At 37.8% G+C, this 17,370-nt stretch carries 13 protein-coding genes; 6 read left to right on the top strand and 7 right to left on the bottom strand.

What is annotated here, in order from left to right; genetic code table 11:
• Window positions 1–92: 92 nt before the first annotated feature.
• Genes F3J23_RS01705 through F3J23_RS01715 form a run of 3 tightly spaced genes read left to right on the top strand, consistent with a single transcriptional unit; the run spans window position 93 to window position 3,189 of the window.
• Window positions 93–1,277 carry a hypothetical protein gene (locus tag F3J23_RS01705; protein WP_167023146.1) on the top strand — a complete coding sequence of 395 codons (1,185 nt, stop codon included), beginning with the start codon at window positions 93–95 and terminating at the stop codon, window positions 1,275–1,277.
• A 10-nt stretch (window positions 1,278–1,287) separates the two neighbouring features.
• On the top strand, window positions 1,288–2,709 hold the full coding sequence (locus tag F3J23_RS01710) for a hypothetical protein (protein ID WP_167023149.1): 1,422 nt from the start codon (window positions 1,288–1,290) through the stop codon (window positions 2,707–2,709).
• A 24-nt stretch (window positions 2,710–2,733) separates the two neighbouring features.
• Window positions 2,734–3,189 carry a DUF1801 domain-containing protein gene (locus tag F3J23_RS01715; protein ID WP_167023152.1) on the top strand — a complete coding sequence of 152 codons (456 nt, stop codon included), beginning with the start codon at window positions 2,734–2,736 and terminating at the stop codon, window positions 3,187–3,189.
• Between the two features lie 201 nt (window positions 3,190–3,390).
• On the opposite strand, the gene F3J23_RS01720 is transcribed toward F3J23_RS01715, so the two are convergent.
• The 5 genes from F3J23_RS01720 to F3J23_RS01740 form a co-directional block, all read right to left on the bottom strand.
• Window positions 3,391–4,674, bottom strand: a complete 1,284-nt coding sequence (locus tag F3J23_RS01720) for a TolC family protein (RefSeq protein WP_167023155.1) — start codon at window positions 4,672–4,674, stop codon at window positions 3,391–3,393.
• Window positions 4,649–7,759, bottom strand: coding sequence for an efflux RND transporter permease subunit (locus F3J23_RS01725; RefSeq protein ID WP_167023158.1), 3,111 nt, complete (start codon window positions 7,757–7,759; stop codon window positions 4,649–4,651). Before F3J23_RS01725 ends, F3J23_RS01720 begins: the two co-directional genes overlap by 26 nt.
• A gap of 89 nt (window positions 7,760–7,848) precedes the next feature.
• A complete protein-coding gene (locus F3J23_RS01730; protein ID WP_167023160.1) occupies window positions 7,849–8,952 on the bottom strand; it encodes an efflux RND transporter periplasmic adaptor subunit in 1,104 nt (367 codons plus the stop codon).
• Window positions 8,953–9,144: 192 nt separating this feature from the next.
• Window positions 9,145–11,817: a magnesium-translocating P-type ATPase gene (gene mgtA / locus F3J23_RS01735; RefSeq protein ID WP_167023163.1), complete on the bottom strand. Its 2,673-nt coding sequence runs from the start codon at window positions 11,815–11,817 to the stop codon at window positions 9,145–9,147.
• 23 nt (window positions 11,818–11,840) lie between these two features.
• Complete coding sequence (locus tag F3J23_RS01740; protein WP_167023165.1) at window positions 11,841–12,539, bottom strand: MgtC/SapB family protein; 699 nt, start codon at window positions 12,537–12,539, stop codon at window positions 11,841–11,843.
• Between the two features lie 380 nt (window positions 12,540–12,919).
• On the opposite strand from F3J23_RS01740, the gene F3J23_RS01745 reads away from it, so the two are divergent.
• A complete protein-coding gene (locus tag F3J23_RS01745) occupies window positions 12,920–13,768 on the top strand; it encodes an EamA family transporter (RefSeq protein ID WP_167023168.1) in 849 nt (282 codons plus the stop codon).
• 159 nt (window positions 13,769–13,927) lie between these two features.
• Here F3J23_RS01745 and F3J23_RS01750 read toward each other — a convergent pair whose 3' ends face one another.
• A complete protein-coding gene (locus F3J23_RS01750; protein ID WP_167023171.1) occupies window positions 13,928–15,298 on the bottom strand; it encodes an ATP-binding protein in 1,371 nt (456 codons plus the stop codon).
• Between the two features lie 27 nt (window positions 15,299–15,325).
• Window positions 15,326–16,030 carry a response regulator transcription factor gene (locus F3J23_RS01755; protein ID WP_167023174.1) on the bottom strand — a complete coding sequence of 235 codons (705 nt, stop codon included), beginning with the start codon at window positions 16,028–16,030 and terminating at the stop codon, window positions 15,326–15,328.
• A gap of 99 nt (window positions 16,031–16,129) precedes the next feature.
• Between F3J23_RS01755 and F3J23_RS01760 the strand changes: the two genes are divergently transcribed.
• A complete protein-coding gene (locus F3J23_RS01760) occupies window positions 16,130–16,789 on the top strand; it encodes a YiiX/YebB-like N1pC/P60 family cysteine hydrolase (RefSeq protein ID WP_167023177.1) in 660 nt (219 codons plus the stop codon).
• A gap of 161 nt (window positions 16,790–16,950) precedes the next feature.
• Window positions 16,951–17,262, top strand: a complete 312-nt coding sequence (locus F3J23_RS01765) for an NIL domain-containing protein (RefSeq protein WP_167023180.1) — start codon at window positions 16,951–16,953, stop codon at window positions 17,260–17,262.
• The last annotated feature ends 108 nt before the right edge of the window (window positions 17,263–17,370 follow it).

The following is a 17,370-nucleotide window of genomic DNA, read 5'->3' on the forward strand; positions in this document are numbered from 1 at the left end:
TTTTATTCAAAACGATGAAAAATATCCGGGAAATCATTTTTCAAGATGTTCATAAAATTATTATACATTTGCGCCGAAAAACTATAAAACCTATGAATCAACTGAAATTATTTTTTATAATTCCCTTATTCTGTTCACAATTTTCTATTGCTCAGCGCATTGATAAGGAAATGATCAGCTTTCAGCTTTTAAAAGATCCGGTTTTTCCTACGGAACTTTCGAACAGAAATTATACAATTATTGTAAAATCTCCCTATAATATTACAAAAGATGATGTACTGAGACTATCTAAAGAGGATTATCAAAGAAGGGTTGATAATTACCAGTCAAATGTTGAAAATGCTAAATATGAACATGGAGAAAGGTTAAAGGATTATGATGCTGAGGTGAAAAAACTTCAGGAGAAATATAAACTGGAATCTGCTGAATACAATAAATTATCAGCTGTTGAAAAAATTGCAGCCACTAACGGAGCTCCGGTATTAAGATTACCTTCAAGGCCTATTCTTAATATTCCTCCTATGCCGGTTTATCAACAGCCGGACCTGAGAGATGCTCTGATTGTGGATAATAAAATCCTGGCTTCTCAAATGGATATTTTAGGCTTTACAAAAGGTGGAAATTATCTTGATGTTGTCATTGAAATGGAAAGAACGAATTTTCAGGATAATCAGGGAAAAACTTTTGCCAATCAACCCGCAAGAATCATAGCGAAACAAAACGGAGCGGTAAAACTGGATAAAACCTATTTTTCTGATTTTGCTGAAATAGCTAGTGTTCCTTCCAATGAAATTAATCTGAATGCCCAGGAAAAAAGATATCTTCAAAGAATCATGGATCGTACGAGAAATATTCTTAATGAAAACTTTGGATACCAGACGATCAATTCTACTGTAACACTGGCTACTGTAAAGAATAAGGGAGAATATGATGATCTTGAAAAAGCATACATCTATGTAACAACCAATCTGAAAAAGCTCCAGGCAAAATCGGATTATGCACCCAATAAAATTGCTATGGAAAACATGCAAAAAGGAATTGACATTTGGAAAAGCACTTTAACCAAAGTGAATTACAACGATAAAAAAGCGCTCTATAACCAGAAAATAGGAGAATACCTTTATTTTAATCTGATTAGATTGAACATTGCATTGGGCAATTATCAGGAAGCAGAAAAATATTTGAATGAACTGCAGGAGCATCTGGTAGATATTAAACTCTCTTACGATGCGAATCTTGAGCTGAAAAGACTGGAAGAAAAAATTTATAATAACTAAAGAAGATAATATGATTAAACAAATTATTGTTTCGGCATTAATTACTGCTTCGGTGTATTCCTTTGCACAAACAAAAGTAACGGAAGGTACTAAATTCACGGTGGATGCCAACATGGAAACGGATGATAAGCTGGTTCTGGCAGATGACTATAATTCTTATATGTTCAGTGTGATCAACATTGACGGGCTGATGAGAAATGTATATCCACACAAAAAATTACTGATGAGAAAACTGGATCAGAACGGAAGCCTTGTGGATACGTATGTAAAAGATTATGCCAATAAAACAAATGGTGTACTTCACAATTATCTGGGATCTCAGCAGATAGACAATGATAAACTGATCGCTTTCACTGAAGAATATTTCGGAAAAGAGAACAGAAAAGAAGTATTTCAGCATGTTTTCAGCAGAAAAGAGGGAACTTTTACCACCAAAAGCATCGCAAAATACAATATTGAGTCCACTAACAAATCGGGAACAACGTATGTGCTTTTCTCGGAAAACGGGAAATATGCTGCGGTGTTCAATGACAGATACTCGAATAAGAAAACAGATAACATCAATGATGTTCTGGTAATAGATCTGAGAACGCAGAGCCCGGTTTGGAACAAAGAGATCACATTGAGTAATGACTATGTTGAGAAATCTTTAACCTTAACAAATTCAGGGAAAATTGTTGTATTGCGTAAAGCAGCGGGCTGGAAAGAATCTTACAAACTGGAACTGCTTTCAAACACTGAAGATAGAGACCTTCCTTTCGATGATAAATATATTCCTGAAAAACTTTATGCCATCAGCAAAAATGATAATGATTATCTGGTTGCTTTCGGTAGAAAAAATGCTGCGGTTACCATGGGATCAAGTACATTTGGAACAGTGATGTTCTATGATATGAAGTCTGGAAAAGCCGTAATCAGCAATACCAATCTGGCAGGAAGCAAAGACATGAATGATGTGAAAGTGATCAAAACGATCGTAAAAGGAGATGAGGTTTTGATGGCAGTTCAGCAGGAAACGGTAACAAGACCGATGCCTACAGCGATGAATCGTTTCCCGGATCCTGTTTATTCATTGGATGCAGGGATGCTGATAAAATTTAATAAAGAAGGAGAGGTGAAACAATTTGTGGCGGCAGGAGCTTCTACGGGAAAAAGAATTCATATCGTTGAATCTGGAGAGAAGCTTTATATTTCTGCATTTTATCCTAAAGGAGCTTTTGGAAATACGGGATTCTCTATGAAGGTTTTTGATTTTGCTACCTTGAAACCTCAGGAAGTGAGCCTTGATTATAAAGGAAGAAATTTTTTCATGAATTATGGCTTTGCAGACGGCAATATGATCCAGTACATCCCGAATGTGAACAAAATGATGTTCCTTCAGAAAAGCTCAAAAGATGTGCAGATGTTCAGTGTATATAATTTTATAAAATAATTGTATTTTAGAAAAAATTAAAATATGCAGATTCAGTCAGTTTCTATAGAAGATTATATCTCAAAAATTCCTGAAGAAAGACGGGATGCATTTAAAAAATTGTTTGATGCGGTGAATGACAATCTTCCGAAAGGGTTTGTGGAAAGCACCAATTACGGTATGGTAGGATGGGTTGTACCTTTGTCAACTTATCCGGCAGGGTATCATTGTGCACCCGGTACACCATTGCCGTTCATTAATCTGGCTTCACAAAAGAATTTTATAGCATTGTATCATATGGGACTGTACTCGAGACCGGAACTCCTGGATTGGTTTGTAGCGGAATACCCTAAACATTCCAACAAGAAACTGGATATGGGAAAATCCTGTGTTCGGTTCAAAAAAGTGGAAGATATTCCTTTTGATCTGATTGCTGAACTCAGTACAAAAATGACAGCTGAAGACTGGATCGGGATTTATGAATCTCTGTATAAAAGATAATAAAAGCTCCGAAATCAATTTGATTTCGGAGCTTTTATATGTTGGAAGCCCGAGGTTTTGAAGCGGAAGTAATAGTTGTGTTTTTAGAATCTCTGATAATTATCCGATGATCATTGTTTTCAATTTTTTTAATGAATAAAAAGATTTTCATATATCCACCGCCTTCTTGAAACTTCCAGTTCCCATCTTCGAGTCTTCCATCTAAAAATTAATATCCCAGATCCCTGTTTTCCTTTCTAGTTCAATTAAAGCAGTCGCATTATCCGCAAGAGCCTGATAATAGTCTTTTCGGACATCGTTATAGGTTCTTTGTGCATTTAATACTTCCAGGATAGAACTTTCTCCTCTTTTATAGCTGTAGGTAATACCTTCCAATATGCTTTTAGCTTCTGTAAGCATTCCATTATGAAATTGTTTTACCTGTTTTTGAGTAGCGGTATACTGCTGATAGGCCTGTATTACCTCTGCTTTTATTCCCAATTCAATTTGTTTGTATTCAACTTCTGCTTGTGAATGAGCCATTTCGGCAATTTTCAATCCTGCATTTCTTCTATTGGAAAACTTCAAAGGAATACTTACCCCCAGTTTTACTGCATTTACAGTTGGGGAAGGAGCAATTTCATTGGTAGCTTCAGTGTGGCGTTCTGCACCGGCACTGATTCCCAAATCTATAATACGGTTAGCCTTTTCAAGATTGACCTGGCTCTGAGCTACCTGTGTATTTTGTTTTGCCGCAAGTAAATCGGCTCTTTCATTCAAGGCCTGGAGAATCAGGTCATCAATACTGAAATCCCTGTTGAAGGCATTGAAATCTCCGGCCACATCCTTTCCGGTTATTGGATTGTCGCTAAGAAATACGGATAGATTGGTTAATGCCTGTTGTCCGGCACTTTCAGCCTGGTATACATCATTGAGTAAAGAAGCAGCTTCCAATTTGCTCTGTTTTGAAGTCACCAGTGATATTGTTCCCAAGCGATACCGGATACTGTCTGATTTTGCGAGTTGCAGCATGTTTTGGTAAGAATCCTGCTGCACTTCAAGTAACGCTTTGGATTTTAAAGCCTCAATATAGCTTAAGCTGGCATCTGCACGGAGATTCCTGAAAAAATCCTGTAATTGTATTTTGCTCAGTTCAGATTGATTTTTAGCCAGATTTATTCTTGCTTTTCTTTTGCCGCCTAGTTCCAAAGTCCAGCCTATGGAAGTTCCATAGACATATCCCATGTTTTTATTCACCCCGTTATTGGTTGTTTCGAGATCCAATTGAGGATCCGGAAACATTCCTGCCGTCTGAATGGCCGCTTCAGCCATACTGACATTGTATTTCTGCGATGCATAGCCAAGGTTTTTCTTTCCGACAAGACTCAGATATTCATCAAAACTTAAAAGTTCTTTCTCCTGTGCCTTTACCATTCCTGTCAAGCTCAATGAGATAACAGCGATGATGATAAAATGAACTTTAATCTTTATATGTAAGTGCTTCATCTGATTCTAAATTTTGTTTTTCATTGCGGCGTTCAGCCATAAAATAAATGGCAGGCAAAACGAATAGCGTTAAAATAGTAGAGAACATCAATCCATAAACAATTACCGTAGCCAATGGTCTTTGTACATCCGAACCGATTCCTGTTGCCAGCGATGCCGGAAATAGCCCGATTACCGCAACAGTTGCTGTCATCAGTACCGGTCTGAAACGGTCTTTTGCTCCCTTAATTACAGCATATTTCAGATCATGTCCTTGTTTTCGCAGGTCATTGATGTGGGAGATCATGATGACTCCGTTCTGTATGGCAACTCCGAAAAGGGCAATAAAACCTACGGCAGAAGAGACGTTAAGAGACATTCCTCGTATATTGAGTGCCAGCATTCCGCCAAATAAAGCTAACGGAACAATAGACATCAGCACCAATGCCTGTTTAAAATCACCAAATGCACCATACAATAACAGGAACATGATTGCTAATGCTAAAGGAACAATAAATGCCAGTCTGGAATAAGCCCTGTTTTGATTTTCGAACTGACCGCCCCATTTGATCTGGTATTTCTCATGATCATATTTGATGTCTTTTTCAATTTTATCCTGAGCTTTTTTAAGGAACGAAGATAAATCGGTACCTCTCAGATTCAGTTTTACCGTGAGATGGCGCTTATTCATTTCTCTGGTGATGGTACTTTCGCCAGTACTTAGTTTTACTTCTGCCACCTGTGATAACGGAATTTTAGCTCCTGTAGCTGAAGTGAGCATCAGATTCCCTATTTTGTCAGGGGTATCCCGGCTGTCTTCCGTGTAGCGGCAGGATATATCATAAACTTTATTCCCGATAAAGATTTGGGAAATGGCTTTTCCTCCTAATGCGACTTCAATAAGATCTGCGACATCGGAAACATTTAATCCGTATTGGGCGATCTTATCTCTGTTGGCAATGATCTGGAGCTGAGGTAAAGGAGGTTCCTGGTCAATGGCAAGATCGGCAGAACCCGGAATTTTATTTAAAGTAGATAAAACATTTTCTGCAATCCTTCTGGTTTCTTTGAAATCATCTCCGTATACTTTTACCACCAGTTCACTGTGAGCTCCGGAGATCTTATCCATCACCCCGTCAATCATAGGCTGTGAGAAACCTACGGTGAATCCGGGCATATCCTTATAATCAGCGGCAAGTTCTTTAATCAGGTCTGCTTTGGTTTTTCCTGAAGGCCATTCGCTGTAAGGTTTTATTCCTACAGAAACTTCAAAGTGAGAAGCCGTCCAGGGGTCAGTTCCGTCATCATTCCGGCCGGCCTGAACCATCATATAAGTAATTTCAGAATGTTTTAATGTTCTGGCCCTTAATGTATCGCTCATCTCTTTTGCTTTGGCTAAAGAAATTCCGGGAGGGAGCTGTACCTGCAGCCAGATGGAACCTTCATCCAGTTCAGGGAGAAAATCTTTCCCTACCGTATAAGATAAAACTCCTGCAGATACTAAAACAATCGTTACCGGTATCATAACCTTTCTTGGAGCCTGCATTATTTTTTCAATTCTTTTTCCGTAGGCAGAACTTATTTTTTCCAGCCATTTATTGTGATATATTTTTTGCGGTTTGCGATAGATCACGTAGGCCAGACCCGGAATAAGAAGCAATGCTACTGCAAGCGCTCCCAGTAAAGCATAGCCTACTGTGAATGCCATAGGAGTAAACAGTTTTTTTTCTACACGTTCAAATGCAAATAATGGTAAATAAGCTGTGATAATGATGATTGTGGAAAAGAAAATAGGCTTGGCTACTTCAATCACTCTTTGGGTAACCGATTTTTCTTCCAATGCTTCTTCCGGATGATCCTCTCTTTTCTTCAGGATGGTTTCCAGCATTACAATAGATCCATCTACAATAATTCCGAAATCTATGGCTCCGAGAGAAAGCAGGTTAGCCGGGATATTGGTAAAATGCATGAGGATGAATGCCACCAATAAAGAAAGCGGAATAGTGATAGCCACCAATAAAGCACCTCTCCAGCTTCCAAGAAATACAATCAGAACAATAATAACCAAAACAATTCCCTCGGTAAGGGTGTGGGAAACCGTATGAAGAGTAGTACTCACAAGATCTGTTCTGTCCAGGAAAGGGTGAATTTTAACTCCCACAGGAAGTGTTTCGTTGTTCAGTTCATCAATGGCCTGGTGAACACCTTCCAGAACCTGTGAAGGGTTTTGTCCTCTTAATAAAAGAACAATTCCTTCCACGCTCTCGGAGTAGTTACGCTTTCTGTCGGTATAGCCCAGAATTCCTTTTCTTTCAAGATTTCCGTATTTTAATGTACCTACATCATTGAGAAAAACAGGAACCCCGTTTTCGGTTTTTACAACAATTTTTCCGAGGTCGTTTAAATCTTTTACCAAACCTATTCCACGAATCACATAGGCGAGGTTTCCACGGGGAAGCATACTTCCTCCGGCACTTACATTGTTTTTTGAAATGGTTTCAGTGACTTCAGATAATGAAAGTCCGTATTGTTCAAGTTTATGAGGGTCCAGTTCAATCTGAAACTGGGTGGTAATTCCTCCGAAATTGGTAACATCGGCAATTCCTGATACCTGTTTGATACGCGGGATAATCACGAATTTTTGTAAATCTGTCAGTTCACGAAGGCTGTGGTTATTGCTTTCTATAATATAACGGTAGACTTCGCCAATAGGAGAGGTAAGAGGATCTAGCCCTGGTTGTGCGCCATACGGAAGTGTCACATCAGACAGTCTTTCCTGAATACGCTGTCTTGCCCAGTAATCATCTACACCGTCATCAAAAACCATTGTGATAATGGAAAGTCCGAAGGTGCTTTTACTTCGCATAACATGCATTCCGGGAAGTCCGTTCAGAGAGCGTTCCAGCGGAATTGTGATTTGTTGTTCCACTTCTTCAGCGGCCAGTCCCGGAACCTGTGTTACGACTTGTGAGGTGACATCGGCAATATCGGGATAGGCTTCTACTGATAATTTGGTCCAGGAATAATATCCAAAGAAGCCCAGTAAAAGGAAGAGTGCCAGCATCAGCCATCTCTTCTGTATGGAGATTGTAAGTAGTTGCTTCATAGTTTTTTATTGAAGTAAAGTATAGAGTAGAAACATTGCATATGACACTACTTTATAGATTTTACATTGTACATTTTACGTCTTTCACCTTATTTTGCATCCAGCATATAAATTCCACCTTCGGTCATGATGGTTTCTCCCACTTTTAATCCTGAGACAATTGTTACCATTTTCTGGTCTGTTTCTCCGGTTGTTACGGAGCGTTTGGCAAATTGATTTTTACCAGTTTTTACCCAGACGTATTGCGAGCTGTCCTGCTGCATTAATGCAGTAACAGGAATCATAATTGTTCTTGTAGGTGTTGTGGAAAAGTTTACGGTGGCATACATCCCGGGTTTCAGTTTCCTGTCCGGATTGTCGCATTGGATAAGAACTTTTATACTGCGGGTGCTTTCATCCACAATTTCGTTGATGTGATATACTTTCCCGGTAATATTTCTGTCAGGATAAGCACTTACTTTTACAGAAACCCGATCTCCTGTATTAACAAATCTGATGTCTTTTTCTTTTACATCTCCGGAAATCCATACTTTAGACAATTCTGCGATAATTACAACAGGATCAGCATCTCCTTTCAGATATTGTCCGTTTACAATTTTGTTGGAAATAACTTCTCCATTGATAGGAGCTCTTACAATAAGTGGACTTCCTATTCCTCCTCCTTTGCTATTATATACTTTTAAAGCTGATGATGCATTGGAGAGTGACGTCTTTTTATTTTTATAGTCTGTTTCCGCTTCATCAAGTTCTTTCTGAATCCCCACACCATGTTTCACGAGATCCTGCTGGCGCTTATAGTTTTTTTCTGCAAGCTGTACATCATTCAGGGCATCTGTATAATCTTTCTGTACAGAAAAATAATCTGAGGAAAGGATTTCAAAAAGAGGGCTGCCTGCTGAAATATTTTGTCCCAACTGAATAAAAGATTTTGTGATTCTTCCCGAAAAAGGGCTTGCAATTTCTGCATAATGGTTTGGAATGGCCTGAATGGTTCCCGCCGAAATAATACCATCACTGTGTTCCTGTTCACCAACCACTTCAGTTTTGATTTTTTTGAAAACAGGATTGTTTTCCGGAACAATAACGTTATCTCCTTTTATCAGGAGATCCTGATCCTGCGGGCCTTCATTTTTGGGATTTTTACAGGAGGTAACCCATGCCAAAAGCACCATTGCTAATACTGTTTTTCTCATATAATATGTTTATAACCACTAATTTAATTTTAATTTTTGTTAATTTATTTCAAATTTTGGTGATATTATTACAGAATATCTACCAATATTTGTTTTTTTGACGGTGCAAAGTTATCCTCATCCTTTGTGATAGCCTGTTAGAAAGCCTTTAGAATACTATTAGAAAGCTATTAGAAAGGAGAGGATAAGATCTTAAAGCCACTGACCGAATTTCTTGATAAACCATTGCTTTACAAACTGAGTGAGAATACAATACCCTGTAAGAATACCGATCAGATAAGGAAAATAGCTTATCGGCAGCGGCTGCATTTTCAGGTATACGGCTATGGGGCTGAAAGGAATCAGGATTCCAATCAACATAATTAAGCTGGTTAATGCAACTACCGGAGCTGCTGCCCAGCTTTGAATAAACGGAATCTTTTTAGTTCTGATGATATGTACAATCAATGTTTGAGATAATAAACCTTCCACAAACCAGCCGGTCTGGAATAAACTTTGGTTTTCCGGAGTATTTGCTTTGAAAATAAAGAACATAACAGCAAAGGTCACATAATCAAAAATGGAGCTTAGCGGGCCAATAAACAGCATGAAGTTTTTAATACTGCCGGCCTCCCATTTTTTAGGTCTTTCCAGAAAATCCTTATCCATTGTATCCCATGGGATAGAAGATTGAGAGATGTCATAAAGTAAATTCTGAGTCAGAATCTGTAACGGAAGCATAGGTAAAAAAGGAAGTAAAGCACTGGCTCCAATCATGCTGAACATATTTCCAAAATTACTGCTGGCTGTCATTTTTATATATTTAACGATGTTTCCGAAGGTTCTTCTGCCGTAGATCACGCCACTTCGGAGCACCATTAAGTCTTTTTCGAGCAGAATAATATCTGCGCTTTCTTTAGCAATGTCTGCTCCTGTATCTACTGAAATTCCTACATCTGCTTCTTTAATGGCTGCAGCATCATTAATACCGTCTCCCATGAATCCTACGGTATGCCCTTTTGTTCTTAATATCTTTACAATACGTTGTTTTTGTAACGGGCTTACTTTCGCAAAAACAGAATACTGATCCATATCTTTGCTGAGTTCTTCATCACTTACATTATCCAGTTCATCGCCAAGCATGATTGTATTGACGGGAATTCCCACGTCATGACATATTTTTTTAGCGACAATATCATTGTCTCCCGTTACCACTTTTACCTCAACGCCCAATTTGTGTAATGCTTTTATACTAGGCTCTGCGGATGGTTTTGCGGGATCAAGAAATCCTATAAAGCCCGTAAGTGTAAGATGATTTTCATCTGCGACGGAATAATTGAGTGGGTGGTCTCCATCAAATTCTCTAATGGCAACTAGGAGTACTCGTAATCCTTCAGCATTGAGCTTTTCAGACATTTTTACGATTTGTTGTTTCATAAGATCATCCAAAGGAACAATATTGTCGTTTTCAATGTGAAGACTGTGATCTTCTCCTGGGTCCAGAGCATATTTGCATAAAGAAAGCATTTCTTCTACCGCTCCTTTGGAGATCATAAGATGCTTACCTCTGGAAGTATTCAAAATAACAGACATTCTCCTTCTTTCAAAATCGAAAGGGATTTCGTCTACTTTCAGATAGAGCTCATCAGCCTTCATAAGGTTATGAACTTCTGCATGATCTAATACTGCCTGGTCTAACAGATTTTTAAGGCCGGTTTGATGGAAACTGTTGAGGTAAGCCCATTTTAAAACTTCATCATCTTCAATACCCCGAACGTTGAGATGGGTTTCCAGTACAATTTTATCTAAAGTAAGAGTTCCTGTTTTGTCGGTACATAGAATATCCATTGCTCCGATATTCTGAATAGCATTTAACCTTTTAACAATCACTTTCTTTTTACTCATATTAACAGCTCCTTTTGCGAGGTTTGCGGTAACAATCATAGGCAGCATTTCAGGAGTAAGTCCTACGGCTACGGCAATAGCAAATAATAAAGCCTGCATCCAGTCTCCCTTTACCAGTCCGTTAATAAGAAAGATGACAGGAGCCATCACCAGCATAAACCGGATGAGTAAGAAACTTACTTTATTAACTCCGACATCAAATGAGGTTTCAGGTCGTTTGGAAACGAGACTTCTGCTGATACTACCGAAGTAGGTAAAAATACCGGTATTGGCAACAACAACTGTTGCAGAGCCACTTACGACATTGGTCCCCATAAAGCATATATTCTGTAAAGTCAAAGGATTCCTGTCCTTGGCATTTTTGATGGGTAAAGCACTTTTTTCTACCGGCAGCGCTTCTCCTGTAAGAATTGATTCACTGATAAAAAGATCTTTACTTTTAAGAATTCTGCAATCTGCAGGAACCATATCTCCGGCGGATAGGATAACCATATCACCGGGAACAATTTCAGTGATTTCTATTTCTTCGCTTTCCTTGAATTTTCTTTTGGTAAGACAGCTTGTTTTTACCATTTTCTTCAATGCTTCTGCTGCCTTATTACTTCTGAATTCCTGGATGAACCTTAAAATAGTACTGAATAAAAGCATAACCGAAATGATAATACTGGTACTCAGATCCTTTTCATTTGCCGGAGCGAGAATTACATCAATACATAAAGAAATGATAGCAATACAAGCCAAAATATAGTTGAAAGGATTGAAAAAAGAATGAGCAAACTGTTTCAGCCATGAAGGAGCTTTCTGAGTGGCAATTTCATTCTTTCCATACGTTTTTAAACGGTCTTTTACCGTATTTTCACTGAGACCTTCTTCTGAAGTTTCCAGCATGGCATAAACCATTTTTTCATTCTCTGATGCAGCTTCTTTTAACTTTACAAGCGCTGCTGAATTGAGATTTTTGTTGGAGGATTTTTTTAACATCGCTTCAATTGTTATTTCAAATGTTATAAATCGTTTTCTGTACCTATAATTTCCCAGCTTACCTTGATCACTTTATCTTCAATAGTAAGCCTGCTGGCTGTTTTTTCCATAAAACTGTCCTGTGGGGTAGAAGCATGAACTTCTGCCGTAATGATGGCATTTTCAGGAGAGCCGTTATCGTCGCTGGTAAGAGATTTCAATAATACCTTATCATTGCCGCTCAAAGACTGCATAAGCTGAACGCGAACATGGTTTTCTACTTCGCTTTTACATTTAATGGTGAGTAAATATTCAGTATAATGACTTCTGCTGCTGATGTTGTTGCCAAGCCGAACACCCAGCGGGCGGAGAATAACGTGAGTAAGAATAATAAACCCACTGGTAATAGCAGCTTCAAAAGGATATCCCATTGCACTAAGTGCCCCTACGGATGCAGAACACCAGATTGTAGCTGCAGTATTAAGGCCCCGAACAGTAAGCCCGTCTTTCATAATGACACCGCCGCCCAAAAAGCCGATCCCGCTTACAATATAGGACGCTATTCTGCCGGTAGCATCACCTCCAATCCTTATAGAGAGAAGTACAAATGCTGCGGAGCCAAGGCATACCAGTGTATTGGTTCGCAGACCTGCACTTTTCTGGCGCCATTGTCTTTCAAGTCCAATGCTGGCACCTAATGCGAATGCTGTGAAAAGCCGGAATGTAAATTCTAATGTGGTCATAACCTTTCTGTTTTATAGCATCAGCTGATATACAGAAAAGTATACTGCTGAATACTTAGTTGTTGTAATAATGTGATGAATCGGTATCCATAGTGATTTTTATCTACTGCAAAGGTATTCCTAGTATCAGAGATAAGCCGTTAGAAAAGCTTTAGAATATTATTAGAAAACTATTAGAAAGAAAGTAATTTTGTACAGTACCCATAAATTTGGAAAAATAAACCGCGATCTGTATCCATTATGGAAAACAAAATTTCAATACATTTGCGGGCAGACTATTATAAATTACCAATTTTTCAGCTGCAATTTATAGTATAAAGCTTGTGTGGATCAGGAAATTTCTTTCCAAAGATGGTTGATAACAAGATAATATTTTAGACATGAAAAATTCAAACATAGCGATACCTGCAACGCTTTTAGCCATTATGTGTGTTCAGGGAGGTGCTTCCATTGCTAAGCAGCTCTTTCCTCTGATAGGACCCATTGGAACGGTTACTTTGAGGATTGTATTATCAGCTATTTTGCTTACCTTGATTAACCGTCCGAAATTTTCACAGTTTACTGCCCAAAAATGGAAATACAGCGCCTTATATGGTATAGGTCTGGCAGCGATGAACCTTATTTTTTATATGGCAATTCAGAGGATTCCTTTGGGGTTGGCGGTTACCGTAGAGTTTGCAGGACCCTTATTTCTCGCATTGGCATTATCACGTAAATTATTGGATGTTATCTGGGCATTATTAGCCTGTGTGGGAATTCTGCTTATTGTTCCCTGGAAAAGTGATCATGTAGATTTGGTAGGGCTTGGGCTTGCTTTTCTTGCTGGTATGTTCTGGGCCGTTTATATTGTAATGGGCGGGAAAGTTGCAAAAATTATGGATGGTAAGGATGCCGTTACTACCGGAATGCTCTTTGCAAGCCTTGTAATCATTCCTTTTACGATTTGGGATGGCGCGGTTTTTAACATTACGCCAACTATTTTCATGAAAGGTCTAGGAGTAGCGATCTTGTCGAGTGCCTTACCATTCTCTTTGGAAATTATGGCATTGAAAAGACTTCCTGCGAAAACTTTCAGTATTCTGATGAGCCTGGAACCTGCTTTCGCCGCACTTTCGGGGCTGATATTCCTGTCGGAAGAATTATCTTTTCTACAATGGATTTCCATTATGTGTGTGATAGCCGCAAGTATTGGGACAACAATTTTCAGCAGAATTACTGATCATCAATAAAGATTTTAACCATTTAAATTAATAAGTAAAGTTAAGGTCCGGATCAACTTAAATAAAGCATGATTTTCTTTGAATACCTTAACCATCCAGCTTTCTTAATAGTTAAAAAAATAAAATCCGCTTATAATCTTTTTGGTTATAATTCCGATTATTAAAATTTTATATTAATCCGGAGTTATTGAATATCAGCGTAAAAACAGTTTCATTATTTTCTGAGGTTACTTTAACCGCCGCATGATGAAGATGAATGATTTTCTCGGTGAGGAAAAGTCCGATTCCATATCCTTTTTCCTTTTTTGAGGTTTCACTTCTGTAAAACGGTTCAAAAATATGTTCCAGATCTTCCTGTGAAATTGTTATTCCTCTATTTTTAAAACTGATTTGAAGTAATTCTGCGTTGGATTTGATATCTATGGAACACAAATGTTCCGGAGAATATTTGCAGGCATTATCAATAAGGTTATTAAAAGCAACCTGAAGAAGATATTCGTTCCCTTGAATGGTCAGCTGGTGCTCTTCAACAGCATCATCAATATTTAAAGACACTTTATATTCCTGGTTTTCTTTTATAGTTTTGGAATAAGATTCTAAAAGAACTTCGTCAAGACGGACTTCGGAAAAGCTGATTTCATTGGGATCGTAGCTTGCTTTGGCAAGATCCATCAGGCTGTTGGAAAGTTTGGCCATATTGCGGGCATCATCCAGTGCGTATTGAATGGTTTGTTGATAGTCTTCTTTAGACTGGTCTTTTTCAGAAGCCAATTCTAATTCAGTTATAATGGCCGATAAAGGCGTCCTGAGTTCGTGAGAGATATTGGATACAAAATGCTTTTGAGAGTCAAAAGAGTTTTCCAGGCGCTCCAGCATCCCATTGAAATTTTGAGCCAGTTCATTAAGCTCATCTTTCTCACTAGTTGTTTTGAGGCGCAGCTGTAATTTTCCGGCAGTAATTTTTTTGATCTGGTTCACCATTTCGCTTAACGGGCTTAATGCTTTTTTAGACAGAAATATTCCAGCCAGATAAATAAGGACCAGAATGCTGACAAAAGAAATAATACTGATAGTGAGAAGGTGGGTGAGGTACTCATAACCATATTTATCATAGGAAGCTGCTGTAACCGCATAGGTTTTTCCATTATAATGATACACCATTCCTATCACCTGTAGTTTTTTTAAAAAGAAACTTATTTTCTTTTTTTGGAATATCTGAGAAAGCATCTCTGGTGTTTCCTTTACATAATCTACTTTAGCATCATCATGATAAATAAGGCGATGATCAGAATCATAGATTGCTACCTGAACTTCATTAAGAGTCCTGTTGTTATTTTTGTACAGTTTGTGCATTTCCTGCTCTGGTAAAGAGCTTTGAAAGAAGAGGTCAGCTTTGGCAATAGCTTCGTTTTGCAGCTCGCTGTAAAAAGATTTTTCTCGTGCTTCTTTTGATGAATAATAAATAGAAAAGCTGTAAACGCTTAAAAGCATTGCAGTAATTAATGTAAAAAGCAGTGTAAGCCTGGTTCTTATTTTCATCGGTCTGTTTTTAGTTCACTTCGCTGGCTATTGCGTTATACCGGCTTCATAATCCTTCTTCAGAATGAAACCCATACCTGCCTTAGTATGAATAAGCTTGGTATCAAAATCCTTATCAATTTTCTTACGGAGATAATTGATATAGACATCAATAAAGTTGGTTCCCGTATCAAAATGAGTTTCCCATACTTTTTCAGCAATTTCACTTCGTGAGAGAACTTTTTCGGAGTTTTCCAGCATAAATTTAAGCAGGTTGAACTCTTTTGGGGTTAATTTAATAGGAATATGGTCCCGGCTGACTGTTTTTTGCTCAAGATTCATTTCAATACCTTCATATTTAAGAACAAAAACTTTTTGCTGTCTCTGCTGTGAAAAACGCTTCAGAAGAACTTTTATCCTTGCCGTAAGTTCACGCATTTCAAAAGGTTTGGTCATATAATCATCCGCTCCGGCATCAAATCCTTCCAGTTTATCATCTGTAGTCCCAAGTGCTGTAAGCATAACAACCGGAAGATTCGGTTTTAATATTTTTATCTCATTGCAAAATTCGAGACCACTTTTCTTTGGTAAGACAATGTCTGTCACTACGAGATCAAAATTGGACTGCAGAGCCAGTTTCAACCCTGTTGCTCCGTCATAAGCCGTTGTCACATCAAATTCAGATTCCTGGAGTCCTTTGGCTATAAGCTTAGAAAGCCTGTCATCGTCCTCAACTAATAAAATATGTGGCATAGAAATGTTAGGATGTTTGGTTGGTATGAAGAATAGCTCAATGTCTCTACAAATGTAATGAATTCTATTTTGTAATTTTGAACCTGAAATCTTAATTGAATGTCAGAACTTAAAATATTTTTAAAAAAAATAGCAGCTGTTACAGGGCTTTTTGTTTTATTAATACTGTTGGTACAGTGTAATTCTTCTCAAAAAACAGTACAGCTTCATAATGGTGATTTACTTTTTGTAACGGCGAAACAGACCGGTCTTTCCGGAGCCATTAATAATGTTACCCAAAAACAGAAAAAGGCCTCTTTTGATCATATCGGAATTTTAGAGAAAGACGGAAATAAAATTTATGTTCTGCATGCCGCTCCAAAAGGAGGTTCCCAGAAACAGGATTTCAAAGAATTTGTCAGAGAGCAGGAAGAAGATGGGCAAAAGATTATAGTTTACAGGCTGAAACCTGAATATCGGAAATTTATTCCGGCTGCCGTTAAAAAAGCAAATTCAATGCTTGGGAAACCTTACAACTTCAATTATATTCTGGATGAAAATTCCTATTACTGTTCAGACTTTGTGGAAAGGTCTTTCAGAGAAAACCATATCTTTACGTTGGAACCTATGACGTTTATTGATCCAAAGACCGGTAAAATAAATGCATTTTGGGAAGAGTTTTATAACAATAAAAATCTTAAAGTACCCGAAGGTGAACCTGGTTGTAACCCTAATGGATTAGCAGGTTCGGATAAACTGGAAAGAATAAAGGAACTCTAAAAAATAGAAAAAGAAGCTACACAGCTTCTTTTTTTATATGTTAAATTTTAAAAAATATTAGTCCACTAATTTGGTAGACTAATATTTTTTTATATTTTTGTCACAGATTTAATGCTGAGAGTAAAATGATCTGAGAGTGTTTAACCAAAAAATGTTTAGCGATGATTACACCTAATCCGAGCCTGCAGGTTTTGCAAAATAAAATAAACCTGCCTAAAAAAGAATTGTTATTAGAGATAGAATTAAATGGGAAAATGAAATTTGAACATTTGATGAATACCATCTATAATCAATTGGGCATCTGTCACAGGGTGTTGTCTGCTAATGTGGAATATGTAAACGGATACAGCTTTGGTTCGGTGCAATTGTATATTAATGTGAATTCAGAAGACTATCAGCAGCTTGAGGTCTATCTGAATAAAAATAAACTTTTGAGTACAACCGTGGAATATATCTGCAGAAAATACTCTTAAAAGGTTCATATAGTTTTAATTACCCGAAGTGTCTGTTTTTTATCAGGCGCTTTTTTGTTTTATCTAAATTGATGTAAAAAAAACTATCCTTTTAAATGGCGTACATTA

It is taken from the genome of Chryseobacterium sp. Tr-659 (assembly GCF_011752975.1).
In the GTDB taxonomy this organism is placed as follows: Bacteria; Bacteroidota; Bacteroidia; order Flavobacteriales; family Weeksellaceae; genus Chryseobacterium.